This window comes from Erwinia sp. STN24, assembly GCF_041320675.1.
Classification (GTDB): domain Bacteria; phylum Pseudomonadota; class Gammaproteobacteria; order Enterobacterales; family Enterobacteriaceae; genus Erwinia; species Erwinia aeris.
In genome coordinates this window covers 98523-120321 of record NZ_JBGGPM010000004.1, presented here as the reverse complement: position 1 = coordinate 120321, position 21799 = coordinate 98523, and the positions used below count along the sequence as shown (strand labels likewise).

The 21799-nt window shown below is 57.9% G+C and carries 18 protein-coding genes; all 18 read left to right on the top strand.

All coding sequences use genetic code 11. The features are described 5' to 3' along the window. Positions 1-422 precede the first annotated feature (422 nt). On the top strand, positions 423-692 hold the full coding sequence (locus ACA373_RS15175; protein WP_301253422.1) for a lysozyme inhibitor LprI family protein: 270 nt from the start codon (positions 423-425) through the stop codon (positions 690-692). A 102-nt stretch (positions 693-794) separates the two neighbouring features. Beyond that, the gene (locus ACA373_RS15170; RefSeq protein ID WP_301253421.1) at positions 795-1139 is read left to right on the top strand and encodes a hypothetical protein; all 345 of its coding nucleotides are present in this window, start codon (positions 795-797) and stop codon (positions 1137-1139) included. 225 nt (positions 1140-1364) lie between these two features. Continuing rightward, a complete protein-coding gene (locus tag ACA373_RS15165) occupies positions 1365-2216 on the top strand; it encodes a hypothetical protein (RefSeq protein WP_370734759.1) in 852 nt (283 codons plus the stop codon). Between the two features lie 124 nt (positions 2217-2340). Continuing rightward, a complete protein-coding gene (gene tagH, locus ACA373_RS15160) occupies positions 2341-4374 on the top strand; it encodes a type VI secretion system-associated FHA domain protein TagH (RefSeq protein WP_370734758.1) in 2034 nt (677 codons plus the stop codon). Further along, a complete protein-coding gene (locus ACA373_RS15155) occupies positions 4374-5165 on the top strand; it encodes a PP2C family serine/threonine-protein phosphatase (protein WP_301730212.1) in 792 nt (263 codons plus the stop codon). The genes tagH and ACA373_RS15155 overlap by 1 nt, the downstream gene beginning before the upstream one ends. 18 nt (positions 5166-5183) lie before the next feature. Continuing rightward, positions 5184-6200, top strand: a complete 1017-nt coding sequence (locus tag ACA373_RS15150; protein ID WP_370734757.1) for a hypothetical protein — start codon at positions 5184-5186, stop codon at positions 6198-6200. Between the two features lie 20 nt (positions 6201-6220). After that, the gene (locus ACA373_RS15145) at positions 6221-7030 is read left to right on the top strand and encodes a type VI secretion system accessory protein TagJ (RefSeq protein WP_370734756.1); all 810 of its coding nucleotides are present in this window, start codon (positions 6221-6223) and stop codon (positions 7028-7030) included. Next, complete coding sequence (gene tssE / locus ACA373_RS15140; protein WP_125290453.1) at positions 7023-7574, top strand: type VI secretion system baseplate subunit TssE; 552 nt, start codon at positions 7023-7025, stop codon at positions 7572-7574. Before ACA373_RS15145 ends, tssE begins: the two co-directional genes overlap by 8 nt. Positions 7575-7576: 2 nt before the next feature. Continuing rightward, positions 7577-9454, top strand: a complete 1878-nt coding sequence (gene tssF, locus ACA373_RS15135) for a type VI secretion system baseplate subunit TssF (RefSeq protein WP_253455486.1) — start codon at positions 7577-7579, stop codon at positions 9452-9454. Beyond that, positions 9451-10500 carry a type VI secretion system baseplate subunit TssG gene (gene tssG / locus ACA373_RS15130; protein ID WP_301253415.1) on the top strand — a complete coding sequence of 350 codons (1050 nt, stop codon included), beginning with the start codon at positions 9451-9453 and terminating at the stop codon, positions 10498-10500. Before tssF ends, tssG begins: the two co-directional genes overlap by 4 nt. Before the next feature lie 137 nt (positions 10501-10637). Further along, positions 10638-13247: a type VI secretion system ATPase TssH gene (gene tssH / locus ACA373_RS15125; protein ID WP_370734755.1), complete on the top strand. Its 2610-nt coding sequence runs from the start codon at positions 10638-10640 to the stop codon at positions 13245-13247. Between the two features lie 25 nt (positions 13248-13272). After that, positions 13273-14709, top strand: coding sequence for a serine/threonine protein kinase (locus ACA373_RS15120; protein ID WP_370734754.1), 1437 nt, complete (start codon positions 13273-13275; stop codon positions 14707-14709). Positions 14710-14788: 79 nt separating this feature from the next. Next, a complete protein-coding gene (locus ACA373_RS15115) occupies positions 14789-16723 on the top strand; it encodes a type VI secretion system Vgr family protein (RefSeq protein WP_370734753.1) in 1935 nt (644 codons plus the stop codon). A gap of 19 nt (positions 16724-16742) precedes the next feature. After that, positions 16743-17795: a PAAR domain-containing protein gene (locus ACA373_RS15110; protein ID WP_370734752.1), complete on the top strand. Its 1053-nt coding sequence runs from the start codon at positions 16743-16745 to the stop codon at positions 17793-17795. 22 nt (positions 17796-17817) lie between these two features. After that, complete coding sequence (locus tag ACA373_RS15105; RefSeq protein WP_301253562.1) at positions 17818-18255, top strand: hypothetical protein; 438 nt, start codon at positions 17818-17820, stop codon at positions 18253-18255. Positions 18256-18268: 13 nt separating this feature from the next. After that, complete coding sequence (locus tag ACA373_RS15100) at positions 18269-19336, top strand: hypothetical protein (protein ID WP_370734751.1); 1068 nt, start codon at positions 18269-18271, stop codon at positions 19334-19336. Positions 19337-19457: 121 nt separating this feature from the next. After that, the gene (locus ACA373_RS15095) at positions 19458-21380 is read left to right on the top strand and encodes a type VI secretion system Vgr family protein (RefSeq protein WP_369895238.1); all 1923 of its coding nucleotides are present in this window, start codon (positions 19458-19460) and stop codon (positions 21378-21380) included. Next, positions 21377-21799, top strand: a complete 423-nt coding sequence (locus tag ACA373_RS15090) for a DcrB-related protein (protein WP_301253541.1) — start codon at positions 21377-21379, stop codon at positions 21797-21799. Before ACA373_RS15095 ends, ACA373_RS15090 begins: the two co-directional genes overlap by 4 nt.

The following is a 21799-nucleotide window of genomic DNA, read 5'->3' as shown; positions in this document are numbered from 1 at the left end:
AATACTTTACATTAGAAGGAGTAGATAATAATAAAAAATGTTGATCCTTGAACAGCAGTATAGCGTCATCCTTATCTCGGCGATTAGAGGAATTATGGCCGATTTTTCATCAAAGGATGACTAAAAATCTAACCCCGTGTTGATAGCCAGGTCCGTTTATTTCCATTTGGGTTTTACTATAGTGTAGGGGCGCGCATCTTAAAATATGTAGCGCAGGGAAAAGTGTGATATTCTTTACTGAAAAAAGCATTTAAGGATTTTTATGGATAAAATATTTATATTTATCCTCTATAGTTTTTTTCTATTTTTTGCAAATTAATCTTTTGCTGAAGATGCATGCCATAATCCATAATCCATAATCCATAAGCTGAAGGTGAAGTTTTAAAATATTCCGCTAAGAAAAAGATGGGGTAGAGGCTTTATTGAATAAGCAATTCGCGGAAGCGAAAGAAATTATTGAACACGCATACAGATCGCACGAGGTATTAGGGAGGCAATATTTTGGTGTTCTCCTTGAAGGCCAACGTGGCTGGCTAAAGTACAGAGAAGCTCAGTGTAAACTCAAAACCTTTACTGCTGAAGAAAGCACGCCCGCCAATGCTATTGCAACTAACAAATATATTGCAAAGCTTGACCATGAACGTGCTGAAAATCTCAAAAAAATTCCCTACAAATTATTATGGCGAATATAAACTTCATTCTCACCTTTCAGGTTATAAGACTATCGTTTTTAAGGCAAAACATGCTGTCTGACAGACTACGACCAGAAGCAGCAGGATAGAATATTAAAAATAATGAAAATCTTAAAACTAACTCTTTTTGTTCTCTTTCCAGGGATAAGTTTTTACGCCACGGCCACCAGCACAGCGGAGTCAGCAGTTATACAGGTTGAAAATACCGTTGAGAAAAACAAGCTGGTGACGGACGCCAACTGCGTTAACTACCTGCTAACGGCAGACGCTGAACCTGGTCTGGATCTGATCGACGTAGTGGAAAAGCACGGCGGCGATTGTCCGGGCGATCCCGAGACGCAGCACAGATTATTCAGCGTTTATGTCGATCAGAAAACCAGGCAGATGATCAGCGATAAAGACGATCCGGCAGAGGGCGATTTCACCTTTTTACCACCTGCCGAATAAATGTCGGTGAATGTTCTCTCTTCACCTTGATCCGCTATAAAAATATAAATTTAAGCCACATGTGATTTTCTTACGTAGGTTGCCTGAGCAGAAAGATACTGCGCTAAAAATCAGATTAAGGTGATAACTATCTGTTTAGCGTAATCGCCTGACTGGTTATGTATTTAATACGTCAAAGCAATAATTTATATATCGCTATGCCTTAATTTTTTACCGGAACTCAGCATGAAACGCCTTTTACTCTCTCTTGCCTTATTAACCAACATCGCCGTCGCCAGCCCGCATCTGGCCACGACAGATGCAGATACGTTTGCGCCTGAACTGGCGCAAAAAGCCCTGTCGCTGGATATCGCTGGCGCAGAGCCGTTCGGCCAGCAGACCTTTGCCGTACGGGATAGCGGCCATTTACTGGGCGTGATGGTGCCGGGCAAAGGTCTGCTGCGGGCCGATATGAACGCCTGCTTTATTGGCTGGTCGCGCGATGGTGAAAGCCTGACAAACCTGGTGCCGACCATTGGCTTCAATCGTTTTAACGGCGAAGCGTGCGAAGACGTGAAAGGCGTGGGCGTGATTTCCTCGCCTGGCGACCGTGAGGTAAAAATCGCTGTGATTTATACCGCCACCACGCTGGTAGAAACCTCGCTGGTTGCGGTGGTGCTGGCGTACGATCCCCAGTCCCGCTCGCTGCTGGTCGATAATGCGCTGTCGCAAAGAGTGAATAATGCGTCAATAGACAGCGTGCCGAAAATTCGTCGCTTTTATGCGGCGCATCCTGCCAATACGGCCACCTTTGACAGCAAAAAATATCTGGCCCGTATTACGGCCTGGTGCGAAGAAGGCAATGTTGACTGCAATGACGTCACGCTGGACTCCAGAAGCAAGCTCAATGGGAAAGGCATATTGCTGCAGGGCAAAACCGTTAATGTGCACTGCCCGGACGTGTGTGATTTTCGCGGCTACGTTTTTGAGAACAGCGGTTACAGCTATTCCTTTATTCCCAATGATTTTAACCGCTGGACAATGGAGATCTTTAAAGGCGACCAGGTGACAGACAGCGTCGAAGGCACGATGCGCTGACGAAACCGTCGCCCTGTTTAAAGCTGTCGGGATAGCGCAATCCATGCCGGGCAGCAATCAGTTTCAACGCCCGCCGGGTCTACCGGCGCGGCCCGAACGCCGAAATCCAACGCAGGAAAACGTGATGCGATTTACGATAATAGCGACCAAAGCTGGCCAGCAGCCGCCGCAGAGCAGCTGCGACTTTCTGCCGCCGGGCGGCACTATCGGCCGTGGCGCCGACAACAACCTGGTGCTGCCGGACGATGACCGCACCATTTCCCGTCTGCAGGCCATTGTACATATCACGGCCGACGGCGAATGCCGCATTACCAATCGCGGCAACGTGACGCTGGTGCACCTGAACGATATTCCGCTGGAGCGGGGTCGGCAGGTGGATCTGCAGGATGGCGACATCCTTAGCATTGATGAGTACCGTTTACAGGTCAGCGAACTCAACGTGGCGGCGCAGCCCGTGGCAAGACCCGCGCCGGTTGCCCGACCGGCCGCGCCGCCGCAGGAAAGCGCGCCTGCCGCCATTCCCAGTGAAATCTGGGATAGCCTGGCGCAGGAATTTTCTATCAGCGACAACCTGTCCAGCCGCAGTAGGCCCGCGCCAGCCGGATCGGATCCTCTGACGGAAAAAGCGCAGGATCGTAACCCGGTCGATCCGCTGGCGCAGTTTGCCGATAAGCCAGCGCCGCAGCTGGATCGTCGGGATCGCACGCCTGACTCTCTGTTCAGCAGCGAGTCGCTGTTCGATCGGCAAAGCATTTTTGACGACAGCACGCCGGGTACGCTGACGCAGCCGCAGCAGGACAAAAAGCAGCAGCTGGATCCGATGGCGCTGTTCGGTAGCGGCAACAGCACACCCGCCGACGGCGACGATCCGCTGGGGCTGATGATGGGCAACGCCGTCCCGCTGACGCCGGTGGATGAACCGCAGCAGAAGCGGCCACAGACTGCGTTTGTGCCGCCGGCACCAAAGGCGCTGGACAGCCAGCCGCAGACGACCAGCAGGCCAACAAGCAATCCGCAGACGGCTAACGATCTCAGCAAGTCACCGCTGTTTGATACAAACCCGCAGGCCGCTGACGATCTCAGCAAGTCGCCGCTGTTTGATACAAACCCGCAGGCCGCTGACGATCTCAGCAAGTCGCCGCTGTTTGATACAAACCCGCAGACGGCTGACGATCTCAGCAAGTCACCGCTGTTTGGCGAAAACCCGCAGGCCGCTGACGATCTCAGCAAGTCACCGTTGTTTGATACAAACCCGCAGGCCGCTGACGATCTCAGCAAGTCGCCGCTGTTTGCTGAACTGCCGCAAAGCGATACGGATCGCGGCCAGCCTCCGCATTTTGCTGAAAACCCGGCGAGCGACGCCGATTTCAGCGAGCCCACCGCCGCCGCGCGGCCGCCGCAGCAGGAGTACGGCGGCATCACGCTGCCGACGCCGCAGGCCGTTGCGCGCAGCACTACGCCGCCGCCAAAAGGCCGTCTGCGCATCGATCCGGTCGCCAATACGGCTTCGCAACAGCACAGCGCTTCCGGCGACGGTCAGCGGCTGGACGGCGAGCTGCTGGAGGCGCTGATCGGCGGCATGGGGCTGAACGATCTACAGCCGACGCCGCGCTTTGACCGCGACGCGATGCAGGAGCTGGGCCAAATGCTCAGCATGTTCTCGCAGGGAACGGTGGCGCTGCTCTCCTCCCGCTCGATCCTCAAGCGCGGCGTAAAAGCGGAAATGACGGTGATCCTCGACGAGGCCAACAACCCGTTTAAGCTGCTGCCTTCCGGTAAATCGGTGCTGATGCAGATGTTCGGCAGCCGGATGCCGGGTTTTATGCCGCCTAAGCAGTCGGTGCGCGATGCGCTGGTCGATTTACAGGCGCATCAGCTGGGCATGATCGCCGGGATCCGCGCGATTATCGCTTCGATGCTGCAATCTTTTAACCCGCAGCAGCTGGAAGAAGAAGCGCGCGAAGAGGGCGCCATCTCTCGCCTGTCGCTGCCCAACAGCCGTAAAGCCGCGCTGTGGGAGCACTTCGCCAAACGCTACGGTGAAACGGCGGGCGAAATTGAGGATGACTTCCACACGCTGTTTGGCGAAGCCTTCCTGCACGCCTACGACATGGAAGTGAACCAGTACAAAGATTCTCAAATCAGATCGGAAGAATGATGAATATCACCATTGCCTCTATGTCGCACCAGGGCGCTCGCGAAAGCAACCAGGATCAGACCGGCGAGCGCATCGGCGAACGCTCGGCCTGCTTCGTGGTCTGCGACGGGGTGGCGGGGCTGCCCGGCGGCGACGTCGCGGCGGCGCTGGCGCGCGATACCATTCTCCAGCGCTTTGACGGCGAGCGACACCTGGACGCACAAAGTATTCGCCGCTACGTTAACGACGCCAACCACGCAATTCGCCAGCAGCAGGCGATCGGCGACCATAAGCGCATGGGCACCACCCTGGTGAGCTTGTTTATCGATCGCGATTTCGACCTGGCCTACTGGGCGCACGCGGGCGACAGCCGCCTTTATCTGTTCCGACGCGGCTACCTTTATCACGTCACCACCGATCACAGCCTGGTGCAGCAGATGAAGGACGCCGGTCACCAGACCGAAGGCATCAACGGCAATCTGCTCTATTTTGCGCTCGGCATGGGCGATGAGGAGCGCGACGCCAGCTACAGCGACGTGGTCGAGATCGAAGACGGCGACGCCTTCCTGCTTTGCACCGACGGGTTCTGGCACGGGCTTTCGCAGGAAAACATGCAGGAGTCGCTGCATATGGTGAATACGCCGGACGAATGGCTGACGCTGATGCAGCAGGTTATCCGCAAAAACGAGCGGCAGGCCGCCGCCAGCCAGGACAATTACAGCGCCGTCGCCGTCTGGGTCGGCGATCCGCAGGACACCACGCTGCTGCATTCGCTGGAAGCCGCAGCGCAGTTTTTCCCTCTTCGTGATTAAAATAAGGCTTTAACCCACATGAAATATTGGCTAACGGGTGTCACCCTGCTGATTGCATCCGGTGCCTGGGCACAGGATTACCGCGTCGTCACCGCTAAATCGCTGCAAATGGATGTCTGGCTCGATAACGTTAAAGATCAGAAGCCTGCCAGCTGGTGCAAGCGCGATGTTGCGCTGCGCATCGTGGCCAACGGTGATAAAGATCCGGCGAAGGTAAACGAGCTGCTGCCGCAGGTCGCGGGCCTGATGTCGCACAGCTGCGCGAAAATAGCCACGTTTCAATGGCAGCTGACCGACAGCAACGGCAAAGCGCTGGCGCACGGCAGCGCCGCTAAAGCGCAGGGCTGGCAAAGCAAAATAGAGGCGCAAACGCCAGCGGCCGCGCCGGTACAGGCGGCAACACCCACCGTGCCGGTTCAGGCCGCACCGACAGAAACCGCGCCAGCCGCCGCGCCGGTTAAGCCAGAAGATCTATCGCCGCCGGCGGATACCACGCCGTGGATCCAGTTCAGTCTGCTGGACGGCTGCCACTTCCGCACCTGGTGGAATAACGCCAGCCAGGCCAGCGCGCTGTTTGTGCCTGCGAAAGGCGGCGTGACCTGCGGCAGCGACGGCTGGCTCAGCGGCGACAGCCAGCTAACGCAGCTGGGCAAAGGCGGCGCCAAAAGCCGTCAGGTCAGCTTCGTGCAGGGTTTCCCGGTTTCCGGGCTGAACGGCAAAGCGATTGGTCGCGATACGCAGATCACCACCGTCAACAACGAGCGTATGGTGCTGAGCGACGAGCGCTCGCCGCAGAGCTGGATGATCGTGCCTTACGCGCCCGCGCTGAACGGCTGGCAGGCTGACGGCACCGTGGTGGTGGCGATAAGCCAGCAGGAAGCCAGCGATGCAAGTATCCTGAAGGCGCGCCTGGACGAAGTCCGTAAGGTCTGGTCGCCCTATCTGGCCGACGGCGCGGTGATCGTCAAGCTGGTGGATGAAATCAATCCGCAGCTGAAAGATCCGGCCGCCGGTGCTTACCGGACGCTTAACTGACTCTGTGCCCGAGGAAAGCTATGAAATCTCTGACTCAACTGATGTCCGGCGCCACGCTGTTGGAAACCCTGGCGCGTGTCGAAAGCGATATCAAAAGCCGCCCGGCGGATGCCGACCTGCGCGCCGCCTTCGTACAGTTGCTCTGTCTGGCGGGCCACTGGCCGCGCGCCAAAACCCAGCTGAAATCCTGGCTGGCTTTAAAGCCGCAGGCAAAGCCCATGGTTACGCTGCTGGAGCAGGCCATTACGGCAGAAATCCAGCGAGCGGCGGTCTTTGAAGGCCTGGCGATGCCGAGAATGCCCGGCGAGGCGTTCGCCTGGGCGGAAGCGTTACTGAAGGCGCTGCGTAAAGAGCATGCCGAAGAGGCCGATGAGTTACGCGCGGCGGCTTTTGCGGCGGCGCAGGCCAACCCGGCCCGTGTCACCATGCAGGACGAGCAGACGCAGACCGTGGCATGGCTGATCGACGGCGACGGGCGTCTCGGCCCGATTTGTGAGCTGATCGTTAACGGCCATTACACCTGGCTGCCGTTCGCCGCCGTGCGCGAAATGCGTTTTCAGCCGCCGGCGAGCGTCACCGATCTGGTCTGGCGGCACACGGCCGTCACGCTAATCGACGGCAGCGAACAGGTTTGCCAGCTGCCGGTGCGCTATCCGTTTGCCGATACGGCCGAAGACAACCTGCGGCTGGCCGCCGTCACCGAGTGGACGCCGCTGGACGACCAGCAGTTTATCGGCCACGGTCAGAAAACCTGGCTGAGCGAAGAGCAGGATTTTCCGCTGCTGAGCCTGGCGCATATTGTCTTTGCAGCGGAAGCCGACGATGAGTGACGGTCGCGATTTGCTGCACGGCGGTTTTCGCCAGCGCGGCAGGGAGACGATGACGGCGCGCGATAAAATGCAGCCGTCGCTGCTGGACAGGCTGACCGACAACGCGCCGGATAAGCCGCAGGAAGCCCCCGGCAGCCGCGTGATTTCGCACGCCACGCTGAAGCGCAACGTTCTGCGTGATTTGCAGTGGCTGTTCAACAGCATCAACAACGAAGCGCAGCAGGATCTTTCGCCGTTTCCGCACGTGCAGCGCTCCGCTTATAACTTTGGCGTTGCGCCGCTGGCCGGACAGCGTATGTCCGATATCGAACTGGCCGACATCCAGCGCAAAATCACCAACTCTATTTTGTACTTTGAGCCGCGCATTCTGCCGGCGGGGCTTCAGGTGCGCTGCATATCAGACACCAGCTCGCTCAGCCTGCACAACATGCTGTCGATTGAAATCAAAGGGCGGCTCTGGTGCGTGCCTTATCCGCTGGAGTTTCTGTTCCGCACCGATCTGGATTTAGAAAACGGCCATTTTGAACTGAAAGACGTAGGGTAATTATGGACAGCAAACTGCTCGATTATTACAACCGTGAACTGGCGTACCTGCGCGAAATGGGGGCGGAGTTCGCCGAACGCTATCCCAAAGTCGCCGGACGGCTGGGCATGAGCGGCATTGACGTGGCCGATCCCTATGTCGAGCGGTTGATGGAGGGCTTCGCCTTTCTGACCTCGCGCGTGCAGCTGAAAATGGACGCCGAGTTCCCGCGCTTTTCGCAGCGGATGCTGGAGATGATTGCGCCCAACTATCTTTCGCCCGTGCCTTCTATGGCGATTGCTGAACTGCATCCCGACGGTAAAAAAGGGGATATCAGCGGCGGTTTCCTGGTGCCGCGCGGCACCATGATGGACAGCCAGATGCTGAAAAAAAGCGGCGTCACCTGTAGCTACGCCACGGCGCACGACGTGATGCTGCAACCGCTGCGCATCGCTCACGTGGAGCTGGGCGGCGTGCCGGCGGATATCCCGCTTGGCAGCATGGGGCTGAGCCAGCGCGGTGCGGTCAGCGCGCTGCGTATCCGCCTGGAGTGCTTTAGCGAAGTGGCGCTGAGCCACCTAACCCTGAAAGATCTGATGTTTTTTCTCAGCGGCCCGGACATTCAGGCGCAGCAGCTGCTGGAGCTGATGATGCAGCACACGGTCGGCAGCTTTTGCCAGACGGTGGAGCCGCAGCCGCAGCGGGTCGTGCTGGGCGACGACGCGCTGAAGCAGGAGGGCTTTGCGGCTAACCAGGCGCTGCTGCCGGAAGATCTGCGCAATTTTGACGGTTACAGGCTGCTTCAGGAATATTTCGCTTTCCCTGCGCGCTTCCAGTTTGTCAGCATCAGCGGCCTGGGCGAGCTGCCTTCACGCTGTGGGCCAGAGGTAAAAGCCTTTGAGATCGTCCTGCTGCTGGACAAAGCCGACGCGGCGCTGGAGCGGACGATCGACAAAAGCCATCTGGCGCTGCACTGTACGCCGGTTATCAACCTGTTCCCGAAAACGGCGGAGCGGCAGAAAATCAGCGAAGGCGTGCATGAATATCATCTGGTGGTCGATAACATTCGCCCGCTCGACTACGAGATTTACTCGGTGCAGAAGCTGTACGCCACGGGCGACAGGCAGCAGGGCGAGCAGGTGTTCCGGCCTTTCTGGAGCACCTTCAGCCGTGACGAAGGCGACTACGGCGCTTATTTTTCGCTGCGCCGCGAGCAGCGCACGCTGTCTGAACGCGCGCAGCGTTACGGTACGCGCACCGGCTATATCGGATCCGAAGTCTTTCTTTCGCTGGTGGATGAGCGCCAGTCGCCGTGGCGCGACGATCTGACCCATCTGACGGCAGAAGTTTTGTGCACCAGTCGCGATCTGCCGCTGATGCTGCTGGCGCAGGATCAGGGCAACTTTATGATGGCGGACTCGGTGCCGGTCAGCCAGCTGACGCTGCGCAAAGGCCCAACGCCGCCGCGTCCGGCGCTGGCGGAAGGCATGGCGACCTGGCGGCTGATCAGCCATTTGCAGCTGAATTATTTAAGCCTGATGGACAGCGACGACGGCCAGGGCGCCACGGCGCTGCGCCAGCTGCTGGGGCTGTATGCCAATCTGGCGGAAGCGCCGGTGGCCCGGCAGATTGAAGGCATTCGCCACTGTCGGCTCAAACCGGTCAGCCGTCGGGTGCCGGAACCCGGCCCGATCGTGTTCGCGCGCGGCATCGGCATTGAGCTGAGCGTCGACGAGCAGGCGTTTTCCGGCGCCAGCCCGTGGCTGCTGGGCAGCGTGCTGGAGCAGGTCTTCGCCAGGCTGGTCGCCATCAACAGCTTTACCGAGCTGACGCTGACCAGCCAGCAGCGCGGCGAGGTCGGCTACTGGCCCGCGCGCATGGGCAAAAGGGCGCTGATATGAACGTGTTGCGCATTCGCAAAACGCAGCGGCTGCCGGAGGCGTTCTGGTCGGGCGTGACGCAGGCACCGTGGCGCTACGACCTGTTTCAGCTGCTGCGCAGGCTGGACGCACAGGGCGGCGAGCGCTATCCGCTGGGCCGCGCGCCGCTGCCGCGCCATGAGCCGTTGCGCATCGGTCAGGAGCCGTCGCTGGCCTTCGCGCCCGCCACGCTGTCAAAGGCCGGCCCGCGCGACAACAGCTCGCTGCACGACATCTCAATTTTAAGCTTCGGCCTGTTTGGCCCGAACGGCCCGCTGCCGACGCACCTGACGGAGTACGCCCGCGAGCGCATTATTCACCATCAGGATCGCAGTATGTCGGCCTTTGCCGACCTGTTTCACCATCGGCTGACGCTGCTGTTTTACCGCGCCTGGGCCGACGCGCAGCCAACGGTATCGCTGGATCGGGAAGACAATCAGCGCTTCGATCGTTATCTGGCGAGCCTGATCGGCATGGGCCAGCCGGGCCAGCTGGCAAAAGGCAGCCTGAGCGATCACGCGCGCTTTGCGGTGGCCGGGCATTTAACCCGCCACGCGCGCGACGTCGAAGGCCTGCAAAAGATCCTCAGCCACTATTTTAAGGTGCCGGTCAGGCTGGTGGGAAACGTGCCGCACTGGCTGCCGATCGACAGCCGCGAGCGGGCGAAGCTGGGCGCGGGCCGACATGCGCCGAAGCTGGGCGAATCGATGTTTCTGGGCGTGGCGGTGCGTGACGTGCAGCATAAGTTCCGCATCGAGCTGGGGCCGATGCCGCTGGAAACCTATAACCGCTTTCTGCCGGGCGAGGCCTGGACTCTTGCGCTGCGCGACTGGGTACGGCAATACCTGGGCATTGAATATATCTGGGAGCTGAAGCTGATCCTGGCGGCGGAAGAGGCCAAAGGGATCCGGCCCGGCGACGCAACCCGGCTCGGCTTTAACAGCTGGCTCGGCCATTTAAAAAGCGGCGAGCCGCTACGCGATCTGACCTTCAGCCCGGAACCGGCGGAGCAGGTCGCTGCCAGATAACGTTTTGTTAAAACCCGCAAGACCTTGACAGAGAAAGTCACTTTTTCCGGCCGCCTTGCCGAACCGGGCCGCTCGCTTATCGGGCTTGTTCTTTACGGCTCTCTGTTTTAACCGTCATCTACTTACCGAGAACAACCATGTCAGAAATCAGCCGCGCCGTACTGTTCGGCAAACTGGACACGCTGTTATTTACCTCGCTGGAAAGCGCCACCGCCTTCTGCAAGCTGCGCGGCAATCCCTATGTGGAGCTGGTGCACTGGCTGCATCAGCTGATGCAGCAGCAGGAAGGCGATCTGCAACAGGCGATCCGCTATTTTTCACTGGATGAAGAGGCGCTGACGCGCGATATCGTCGGGGCGCTGGATCGTCTGCCTCGCGGCGCCAGCGCGGTGTCGGATCTGTCCGAACATATCGACAGCGCGGTTGAGCGCGCCTGGGTGTACGGCTCGCTGAAGTTCGGCGTGCAGCAGATCCGTGGCGGCCATCTGCTGATTGGCCTGCTGAAAACGTTCAATCTGGCCAACGTGCTGAAAAGTATTTCGCCGCAGTTTGGCCGTATCAGCGCCGATACGCTGCTGGAGCAGTTCGACAGCGTGTTCGCCAACAGCAAGGAGAGCAGCATCACCGCCGCGCCCGTCCAGGAGGGTGCCGTGCTGCAGCAAAAAAGCACGCTGGCACAGTACGCGCAGGATCTGACGGCGCGCGCGCGCGAAGGCAAGATCGATCCGATCGCCGGACGCGATGAAGAGATCCGCCAGATGGTGGATATCCTGATGCGTCGCCGCCAGAACAACCCGCTGCTGACCGGCGAAGCGGGCGTCGGCAAAACGGCGGTGGTGGAAGGCCTGGCGCTGCGCATGGCGGCAGACGACGTGCCGGAGCCGCTACGCAACGTGCAGCTGTGGCTGCTGGATATCGGTATGTTGCAGGCCGGCGCGGGCATGAAAGGCGAATTTGAGGCGCGGCTTCAGGCGCTGATCAATGAAGTGCAGTCCAGCCCGACGCCGATCATCCTGTTTATCGACGAGATCCACACGCTGATCGGCGCGGGCGGCCAGCAGGGCACGGGCGATGCCGCCAACCTGTTAAAACCCGCGCTGGCTCGCGGCCAGCTGCGCACTATCGGCGCGACCACCTGGGCGGAATACAAAAAATATATCGAGAAAGATCCGGCGCTGACCCGGCGTTTCCAGACCGTGCAGGTGCAGGAGCCGGACGAAGAGAAAGCGCTGCTGATGCTGCGCAGCACCGTCACCACGCTGGAGAAGCACCATCGCGTCCTGCTGCTGGATGAGGCCGTGGCGGCGGCGGTTAAGCTTTCGCATCGCTATATTCCGGCACGCCAGCTGCCCGACAAAGCCGTGGCGCTGCTGGATACCGCCTGCGCCCGCGTCGCCGTCAGCCAGAGCGCGCAGCCGCCGCAGCTGGAAGATTGCCTGCACCGCATCCACGCGCTTTCGATTGAAAAAGAGATAGCGGAGCGCGAGGCGAAAGTGGCGATTGGCGATGCGTCCCGGGCGGTAAAAATCAGCGAGCAGCTGGCTGCGCTAGGCCGCCAGCGCGATGAACTGACGGCACGCTGGCAGAGCGAGCGCGGGCTGGTGGACGCCATTATCGCGCTGCGCGAGCGGCTGCATAAGGATGATGCGGAAGATGTCACCGCCCTTCAGCAGCAGCTCGCAGAGCAGCAGCAGCAGCTGAAAACGCTACAGGGCGAAGCGCCGCTGTTGTTTGCCGCCGTCGATGCCAACGTGGTCGCCGCTGTAGTTGCCGACTGGACCGGCATCCCGCTGGGCCGCATGATGAAAAACGAAATCGACGCGGTGCTGAAGCTGGCCGACACGCTGAACGAGCGCGTGATTGGTCAGCGCCATGGCCTGGATCTGATCGCCAAACGCGTGCGCACCTCCCGCGCGCGGCTGGACGACCCGAATAAGCCGGTCGGCGTCTTTATGCTTTGCGGCCCGTCCGGCGTCGGCAAAACCGAAACCGCGCTGGCGCTGGCCGAAACGCTCTACGGCGGCGAGCAGAACATTATCACCATCAATATGAGCGAGTTTCAGGAAGCGCACACCGTTTCTACGCTGAAAGGCGCGCCGCCGGGCTATGTCGGCTATGGCGAAGGCGGCGTGCTGACCGAGGCCGTGCGCCGTCGTCCTTACAGCGTGGTGCTGCTGGACGAAATCGAGAAGGCGCATCCCGACGTGCATGAAATTTTCTTCCAGGTCTTTGATAAAGGCTGGATGGAAGATGGCGAAGGGCGTCATATCGACTTCCGCAACACGCTGATTATTCTGACTTCCAACGTCGGCACGCAGCTTATCAGCGCCATGTGCGCCGATCCGGAACTGATGCCGGAACCGGACGCGCTGGCGGGCGCGCTGCGCGGGCCGCTGCTGGAGGTTTTCCCGCCGGCTTTGCTGGGCCGTCTGCTGGTGGTGCCTTATTATCCGCTGAGCGACGACATGCTTGCCAGCATTGTGCGGCTACAGCTAAAGCGCATCCAGCAGCGTCTGGCGCAGAACCACGGCATCGTCTCCGAGGTGGATGACAGCGTGATTGCACGCATCGTTCAGCGCTGCACCGAGGTAGAATCCGGCGGCCGTATGGTCGATGCCATCCTTACCAACACGCTGCTGCCGCAGATGAGCCAGCTGCTGCTGGACGCACACCGGCGTGAAGAGCAGTACCAGCGCCTGCGGGTAACCCTGCACGACGGCGAGTTCCAGTGTCAGTTTGAGGCGTAAGCCGCAATTAAGAGAGTTGTCCAATATGTCAGAACAAGATATTCCGCGAGCCATTCCTGGCGCTCTGCCGGTGGGCTACCGCTTTAACGAGTTTGAAATTAAAGAGGTCATCGGCGGCGGCGGCTTCGGTATCGTCTATCGCGCCTGGGATCATCAGCTTGAACGCACCATCGCCATCAAAGAGTTTATGCCCGCCTCGCTGGCGGTGCGCAGCGACGATCTGACGCTGGTACTGCGCAGCGAGCGCTTCAGCAAAACGTTTCACGCCGGGCTGAACAGCTTTATTCAGGAGGCGCGCCTGCTGGCCCGCTTTAATCATCCGAATTTGCTGCACGTGCTGCGCTTTTGGGTGCAGAACGATACCGCCTATATGGGCACGGCGTTCTATACCGGCACCACGCTGTCGCAGCTGCACAGTCGCCGCCCGGAGATGATTAGCGAAGCCTGGATCCGCTGCCTGCTGCCGCCGCTGTTCGGCGCTATCAATACTATCCACCGTGAAGGCTATCTGCATCGCGATATCTCGCTGGATAATATCCAGATCCAGGAAAACGGCGTGCCGGTGCTGCTGGACTTCGGTTCCGCCCGCAAGGCTATCGGCAACCTTTCTGATGAAACCGAAACCATGCTCAAGCCGGGCTTTGCGCCGATTGAGCAGTACAGCGACGACAACGAGAGCGAGCAGGGCACCTGGACCGATATCTATGCGCTGGGCGCGGTGCTGCATACGCTGATTGTTGGCTCGCCGCCGCCGGTCAGCGTGGTGCGCAGCATCGAGGATAACTATAAGCCGCTGGTGCAGCAGAAGCCCGCCGGCTACTCGCTGCCGCTGCTGCACGCGATTGACCGCGCGCTGGCGCTGCAACCGGAAGATCGGCCGCAGACCATAGACGAGCTGGCGGCGCTGATGGCGCTTTCCGCCAGCGATATCAGTGAAATCGTTGAGGTGAAGGTCAGCGGGCCTGGCACCATGCTGGTGCCGGTAGAAGAAGAGCAGGCTGCGCCAAAAGCCGCCGGGCTGAAGCGCTTTATGGTGCCTGGCCTGATTGCCGCAGGCGTGCTGGTGGGGATTGGCGTGGGCGCGCTGATGGCGGGCGGCGGCGGCGACGATGCGCCGCAGACGGCCGCCACGAATGCGCCAGCGGCAACTTCTGCGCCTGAGGTGACTTCTGCGCCAGCAGTAACGCCAACGGCCTCTCAGCCGCCAGCGGAAACGGCGAAGGCCGCCGAACCTGCGCCACCGCCGGAGCCTGTCGCCCAGGTCTATATCAAGCTGCTGCCGGGCGATAAAGTAGCGATGAACGGCAATCCGCAGGCGCTGGTGCCGTCGCCGAACGGCTTCGCTATGCTGCAGCTGCCGCCGGGCGATTACCGCTTCAGCATCAGCAACAGCGGCCAGACCCGCGATCAGCGCATTACCGTCGATCGCGAAGGCGTGTGGCTGCTGAACCCGCAAAGCTGAGGCCGCGCGCGCCGCTCAGTTCCTGTCCATTCCTTATCCGCCCGGCGTCCCGCCGGGCCTGCCAGTCCGGGAAATTACTATGTTTGATCGTATCACCGTCATCCTGCCGGTCGAGGGCCTGCTGTTCTGGAAGCTCAGCGGCCGGGAGAAGCTCGCCGACGCCTTTGAGTTCACCGTGGAGCTGCTGAGCCCCGACGCGCGCCTCGACCGCAAAACGCTGCTGGGCCAGCCGGTTACCGTCTGCATCCCCACGCAGGGCATGGGCACGCGCTACCTGAACGGCAAAATCACCCGCGCCGGGGTCTACAGCCAGGAGCTGAACGGCACGCGCTACGCGGTGTACCGCCTGAGCATGGAGCCGGACCTGTGGCCGATGAAGCGCGACCGCAACCTGCGCATCTTCCAGGGGCAGACGGTGGTGCAGATAATCAAAACGCTGCTGGACGAGTACGGCGTGACGGTGGAGGACCGGCTGACGGGCAGCTACCGGGTGTGGGAGTACTGCGTGCAGTACCAGGAGAGCAGCTTTGACTTTATCAGCCGGCTGATGGAGCTGGAGGGGATTTACTACTTCTTCCGCCACGAGGCGGACAGGCACACGCTGGTGCTGGCGGACAGCGCGCGGCAGCACCAGCCTTTTCCGGGCTACGGGGTTATTCCGTACCACGCGACGCCGTCGGGCGGCAGCACCTCCGCGGAGGGCATCAGCGTGTGGGAGATGGAGGACAGCGTGACGCCGGGCATCTACAGCATCGACGACTACGACTTCCGCAAGCCGAACGCGTGGATGCTGCAGGCGCGGCAGAACCCGGCTTCGCCGGCGCCGGGGCAGATAGACGTGTACGACTGGCCGGGGCACTTCGTGGACCACGACCACGGGGAGCACTACGCGAAAATCCGCCAGGAGGTGTGGCAGGTGGAGCACCAGCAGATAAGCGCGGTGGGCACGGCGCTGGGGCTGGCGCCGGGGAACACCTTCACGCTGCTGAACGCGCCGTTCTTCAGCGACAACGGCGAGTACCTGACGGTGAGCGCGTACTACGACTTCGAGGAAAACCGCTACGCCAGCGGGGGCGAGGGCGGCACGAAGCACAATATCGCCATCGGGGTTATCCCGTCGGCGGTGACGTTCCGTGCGGCGCCGGAAACGCCGTGGCCGCGCACGCACGGGCCGCAGACGGCGAAGGTGGTGGGGCCGAAGGGCGAATCCATCTGGACGGACAAGTACGGGCGCATCAAGGTGAAGTTCCACTGGGACCGTCTGGCGAAGGGGGACGACACCAGCTCGTGCTGGGTGCGCGTGTCGAGCGCCTGGGCGGGCCAGGGGTATGGAAGTATCCAGATACCTCGCGTAGGTGATGAAGTGGTGATCGACTTCATCAACGGCGATCCCGATCGACCAATGGTAACGGGCCGCGTCTATAACGAAGGGAACATGCCACCATGGGGATTACCGGCGGCCGCAACCCAGATGGGATTTTATAGCCGTAGTAAGGATGGACATAAAGATACCGCCAACGCGCTGCGCTTTGAGGACAAAGCCGGTCACGAACAGATTTGGATCCATGCGGAAAAAAACATGGATACGGAAGTCGAGAGCTGTGAAACGCACCACGTGGGCGTCGATCGTCTGAAAGCGATTGGCCGTGACGAAAAAGTCACGATAAAGCGCAATCATCTGACGGAAACGGGTGAAAAACACGTCGTTAATGTCGGCAAGGATGAAACTGTGCTGACCATGGACAAAGAGGGTAATGCGCTGCTTGAGGCCAATACCAGCATTAAATTAAAGGTGAAAGACAACTATATATTGATTTCGCCCGACACCATTGAAATTCAGGTAAAATCAGGGGATCTTCACGCCGAAAGCGAATTACAGGCGCTGTTTAAAGGCAACGAACTGACCACGGTAGGCGACGGTAAAAATACCGAGATGAAAGCGAACGACACGGTAAGTATTACCGGAACGAACGTGGCTGATATCAAAGGCGCGATGGTTAAAATTAACAGTTAATGGCTGAGGAAAAATAAGTATGGGTATGCCTGCGGCCAGAGCATCCATCGATAAAGCCGCTCACGATGGCCCAATTCAGTGCGGGAGTCCTGACGTTATCATTGGAGGATTTCCTGCTGCCCGTAAAGGTGATTCGTTTTCCTGTACGCAGCACGGCAGCGGCATTATTGTCGGTGGTTCCGGCAGCGTGCTGGTTAACGGCGTATCGCTCGCCCGCCAGGGCGATAAAACCCAGTGTAACGCTGGCGGCGCATCAGCTCCTGCAAAACCTAAACCTGCGGCTCCGCAATACTGGGGCGGCTCGCTGGCTAAAAAGGCCGGTGAAGACGGTAAAATACATGGCGATCATTATGATGGTCGTATATTAAGCATCTGGAATAACGAAGAAGATAAAACGGAAGATGGACACTATGACACGGCTTCAATGGGCGTGGCATTAGAAGATTTAACGCTTGGCAATATGCAGAGCACGGATGTTCTGAAAGGAGAGTTGAGAAATAAAATAGGCGTGGTAAACGTCAATAGCACGGATTACGGATATTCGACTGATTTATCAGGGTTTAATACGGTAGCGACGGCGACTGGCGCGCAGTATGGTGCAACAGGCGCGTTAGGAAATCAGGGAACGCTATATTTAGGTGCTACGGGGGATGTCACATTAGGCACTGCCGAGGCCAAGGCCATCAGCGAATTTTATACGGGTGATAAAGGACGTTATGGTTTTTCTGGTGAGGTGGGCGCCGAGGCTGCAGCAGTAAAAGGAGAGCTGACAGGGAATGTTGATTTATATGGTATTTTGGTAACGGGTGGTAAAGTTGGTGGGAGTGCAGGGGCCGTTGGTGCCTCTGCTGGAGTAACCGGATATTGGGATGAGACAGACTATTCGGTGAATGTTAAAGCTTCAGGTGAATTAGCTTTAACTGTGGGCGTGAAAGTTGATGTGGATTTTAAACTTTCTTTTAAAAAGATAATAAGTTGGGGCTTTAAAGAAGGCGATGAGAAAAATATACCGGAGAAAAATGGCGATGGGGTAATTAGTACTGGTTGTAATACAGTGCTAATAGGTGATTGACTTTTAAATCGGTGGGTTAAGTATGTCTTGGTTAGGTTTTCTTATATTTTTAGCTATTTCTCTATGGTATGTGTGGAATGGAAAAGACAGTTTTTCTAAAAAAGATTGGTTTTTGTTTGCAGCTAAAGTAATTGGTGTATTAATTGGAACTGCTCTGTTTGGCAGGCTAATGTATAACATGATAACTTCATGGCACTTTATGCCCATGTCTGACGCAAAAAAACTCACTGCCTCTTTAGGCGGAGCATGTATCGCGGTACTTGGCAGTAAATTCTTGATAGTAGCACTTTGTTCCATCTTTTCAAATATCATGGGGTTTCATAAGGAATATAATACACAGAACTATGAAAAATTATCATCTTTTTCGAAAAGTGTTTCTCCGTCACTTCTTCTTTTCGTAAAGTGTTTAGTTTCCGCAGCATCTGCATTGATGCTTTATGGGATTTGGTTAGGTAGATAAAAAGGAGGGGGTTATGAGCAATTACATCAGCTACGACTTTCCGCTTGCCTCTCCTTTTACTAAAGAGGAAATGCAGCAGCGTTACTGGAAGTGTCTTTACACCTCTTCCAGTGAGAAGATGCTGCACTATTGGGTAGCTTTACCGCAAAGCCTGAAACCTGCTGAAATCAAACCGGTGGACTTCCCGGAAGTAGGGTTGGTGAATATTGGTCGTTATATTACATCCGATGATACGCCTTATCTTGAGGTTTGGGCAGCTTATGAGCGATGCGAGTGGGAAATGAACGCATCTGACTGGCTGTTCAAAAAGCTGTCCATTATGGGTGAAAAGATCCTGCACCAGCGTATAATTAATAATCCCAACGGTAGCGGCAAGTTTGCAGATGTGTTAACAGTCAAAGTTCATGCCTCTGGTGATGAAGTCATCTCGCGCTATACCATACAAAAAGATTACAATCCTGCGGAAGGCGGCGGGAATTACTTCCTTTTGAAAGCTTCCTGCGCTTCACGAGATTATGCTGCGCTGGCTGATGATATCTTTTTTGTCGTGGTTAACTGGGATCTCTTAAATCGTAGCAATCTGGCGCTGGCTGAATTATTAACTACCGTTAATCTGGGAGCAGGAAGTTCGTTTAAAGTACCGTTATCCTGGAAAGCTAAAGTTATTTCAGAAAACAGAATGCTCATAGAGCATACTATCGAAAATATTAATTATGGTGCGATAAATTTATACTTTTATCCTGACACTGTGGTTCACTCGGCAGAAGAAATTTTTGATAAATGTGCCGAGCGTTTTCATCAACAGGATAATGGAATAACACTGGTAGCAAACGAGCTGGAGCCCATCCAAAATGATTTTAACAGCAATCTGAATATTGATTTATTCACGTGCACGGGTGAGATCACCAGCAGAGATGACCATATGCGCGCTTTTTATCAGGCATACGTTTTCAATAAAAATAACGTATGGGCATATATAGAATTAGTTGGCAGGCATCGTAACGTAAAAGACTATCATTTTGAAGAAAATAAGCGATGCCTGGAAATTATTTTCTCTACCATGCAGATCTCGGCTCATTAAGTTGATGTCTGTCTTTTAGACACCAATACGATAACCCTGCTCTTAAAAACACACTCCGTCTGACCCTACTAAATCTTATCCGCCCGGCGTCCCGCCGGGCCTGCCAGTCCGGGAAATTACTATGTTTGATCGTATCACCGTCATCCTGCCGGTTGAGGGCCTGCTGTTCTGGAAGCTCAGCGGCCGGGAGAAGCTCGCCGACGCCTTTGAGTTCACCGTGGAGCTGCTGAGCCCCGACGCGCGCCTCGACCGCAAAACGCTGCTGGGCCAGCCGGTTACCGTGTGCATCCCCACGCAGGGCATGGGCACGCGCTACCTGAACGGCAAAATCACCCGCGCCGGGGTCTACAGCCAGGAGCTGAACGGCACGCGCTACGCGGTGTACCGCCTGAGCATGGAGCCGGACCTGTGGCCGATGAAGCGCGACCGCAACCTGCGCATCTTCCAGGGGCAGACGGTGGTGCAGATAATCAAAACGCTGCTGGACGAGTACGGCGTGACGGTGGAGGACCGGCTGACGGGCAGCTACCGGGTGTGGGAGTACTGCGTGCAGTACCAGGAGAGCAGCTTTGACTTTATCAGCCGGCTGATGGAGCTGGAGGGGATTTACTACTTCTTCCGCCACGAGGCGGACAGGCACACGCTGGTGCTGGCGGACAGCGCGCGGCAGCACCAGCCTTTTCCGGGCTACGGGGTTATTCCGTACCACGCGACGCCGTCGGGCGGCAGCACCTCCGCCGAGGGCATCAGCGTGTGGGAGATGGAGGACAGCGTGACGCCGGGCATCTACAGCATAGACGACTACGACTTCCGCAAGCCGAACGCGTGGATGCTGCAGGCGCGGCAGAACCCGGCGTCGCCGGCGCCGGGGCAGATAGACGTGTACGACTGGCCGGGGCACTTCGTGGACCACGACCACGGGGAGCACTACGCGAAAATCCGCCAGGAGGTGTGGCAGGTGGAGCACCAGCAGATAAGCGCGGTGGGCACGGCGCTGGGGCTGGCGCCGGGGAACACCTTCACGCTGCTGAACGCGCCGTTCTTCAGCGACAACGGCGAGTACCTGACGGTAAGCGCGTACTACGACTTCGAGGAGAACCGCTACGCCAGCGGGGGCGAGGGCGGCACGAAGCACAATATCGCCATCGGGGTTATCCCGTCGGCGGTGACGTTCCGTGCGGCGCCGGAAACGCCGTGGCCGCGCACGCACGGGCCGCAGACGGCGAAGGTGGTGGGGCCGAAGGGCGAATCCATCTGGACGGACAAATACGGGCGCATCAAGGTGAAGTTCCACTGGGACCGTCTGGCGAAGGGGGACGACACCAGCTCGTGCTGGGTGCGCGTGTCGAGCGCCTGGGCGGGCCAGGGATTCGGCGGCGTGCAGATCCCGCGCGTCAACGACGAGGTGGTGATCGACTTTATCAACGGCGATCCGGACAGGCCGATCGTGACGGGCCGCGTGTACAACGAGGCGAGCATGCCGCCGTGGGCGCTGCCCGGCGCGGCAACGCAGATGGGCTTTTTAAGCCGCTCGAAGGACGGCACGCCGGACAACGCCAACGCGCTGCGCTTTGAAGACAAGGCGGGCGAGGAACAGGTGTGGATCCAGGCGCAGAAGAATATGGATACCAATATCAAAAACGATGAAACCCACACGGTAGGCGGTAATCAGACGGTATCCGTTAATAAAGATTTTACCAGCACGGTAAGCGGCGCTTACGTGCAGAAAACACAGAAATCACGTAATGAACTGGTGGGAGGAGATTACGAGCTTTGGGCGCAGGATGGCTTGCAAATTGCCGCCGGACAAGGCATCAGCTTTGTTTCGGGGGAGAGCGTGCTGACGCTCGATCCCAACGGCACCATTTCGTTGCAATGCATTCAGTTCCAAATCAACGCCACCGGCAACGGACAAATCAATACCGGCGGCACGCTGGATCTGAATATCAGCACGCCAACGCCGGGCATCACGCCCGATCCAACACCGATGACTATCGGCTATGAGGTTCTTCAGGCCTTCGATAAAAAAGGAAGCAATTCATGAATTACATTTTATCCGAAGGCACGCTGACGTTACCTGAAGCGGTCCAGGAACAAAGCATCACCTTACTGAAACTGCCCAAAGCACGCGCCACGCTGGTCGTGACCCGAGCGTGGGATGTGCAGGAAGGCGAAGAAGCGCGCTATCTGCAACAGCAGTTGGAAAAAGTGAAACGCGATATGAAAAAATTCGCGGCTGAAAAAGTGCAGGAGGCGCTTTTCGGCGGCCTGCCTGCGCAGGAAGTGGCGATGCGTTTTGAAAACCAGGGTGTGGCGGTCGTGCAAAAGCTGCTGGTCGCCAGAACCGCTACGCATCTGATGACGTTGACCTTCAGCCGGGCAGGATCTTTCGATGCGGCTTCCCTGGCCGTCTGGCAAGATATTAAAAAAGGATTTATTCCTGCCGCAGGATCGGAGGCTTGA

Bases quoted from the DNA above. Each gene is read 5' to 3' on its own strand.
- ACA373_RS15170 (WP_301253421.1), top strand. From the start codon at position 795: ATGAAAATCTTAAAACTAACTCTTTTTGTTCTCTTTCCAGGGATAAGT.
- ACA373_RS15165 (WP_370734759.1), top strand. From the start codon at position 1,365: ATGAAACGCCTTTTACTCTCTCTTGCCTTATTAACCAACATCGCCGTC.
- tagH (WP_370734758.1), top strand. From the start codon at position 2,341: ATGCGATTTACGATAATAGCGACCAAAGCTGGCCAGCAGCCGCCGCAG.
- ACA373_RS15155 (WP_301730212.1), top strand. From the start codon at position 4,374: ATGAATATCACCATTGCCTCTATGTCGCACCAGGGCGCTCGCGAAAGC.
- ACA373_RS15150 (WP_370734757.1), top strand. From the start codon at position 5,184: ATGAAATATTGGCTAACGGGTGTCACCCTGCTGATTGCATCCGGTGCC.
- ACA373_RS15145 (WP_370734756.1), top strand. From the start codon at position 6,221: ATGAAATCTCTGACTCAACTGATGTCCGGCGCCACGCTGTTGGAAACC.
- tssE (WP_125290453.1), top strand. From the start codon at position 7,023: ATGAGTGACGGTCGCGATTTGCTGCACGGCGGTTTTCGCCAGCGCGGC.
- tssF (WP_253455486.1), top strand. From the start codon at position 7,577: ATGGACAGCAAACTGCTCGATTATTACAACCGTGAACTGGCGTACCTG.
- tssG (WP_301253415.1), top strand. From the start codon at position 9,451: ATGAACGTGTTGCGCATTCGCAAAACGCAGCGGCTGCCGGAGGCGTTC.
- tssH (WP_370734755.1), top strand. From the start codon at position 10,638: ATGTCAGAAATCAGCCGCGCCGTACTGTTCGGCAAACTGGACACGCTG.
- ACA373_RS15120 (WP_370734754.1), top strand. From the start codon at position 13,273: ATGTCAGAACAAGATATTCCGCGAGCCATTCCTGGCGCTCTGCCGGTG.
- ACA373_RS15115 (WP_370734753.1), top strand. From the start codon at position 14,789: ATGTTTGATCGTATCACCGTCATCCTGCCGGTCGAGGGCCTGCTGTTC.
- ACA373_RS15110 (WP_370734752.1), top strand. From the start codon at position 16,743: ATGGGTATGCCTGCGGCCAGAGCATCCATCGATAAAGCCGCTCACGAT.
- ACA373_RS15105 (WP_301253562.1), top strand. From the start codon at position 17,818: ATGTCTTGGTTAGGTTTTCTTATATTTTTAGCTATTTCTCTATGGTAT.
- ACA373_RS15100 (WP_370734751.1), top strand. From the start codon at position 18,269: ATGAGCAATTACATCAGCTACGACTTTCCGCTTGCCTCTCCTTTTACT.
- ACA373_RS15095 (WP_369895238.1), top strand. From the start codon at position 19,458: ATGTTTGATCGTATCACCGTCATCCTGCCGGTTGAGGGCCTGCTGTTC.
- ACA373_RS15090 (WP_301253541.1), top strand. From the start codon at position 21,377: ATGAATTACATTTTATCCGAAGGCACGCTGACGTTACCTGAAGCGGTC.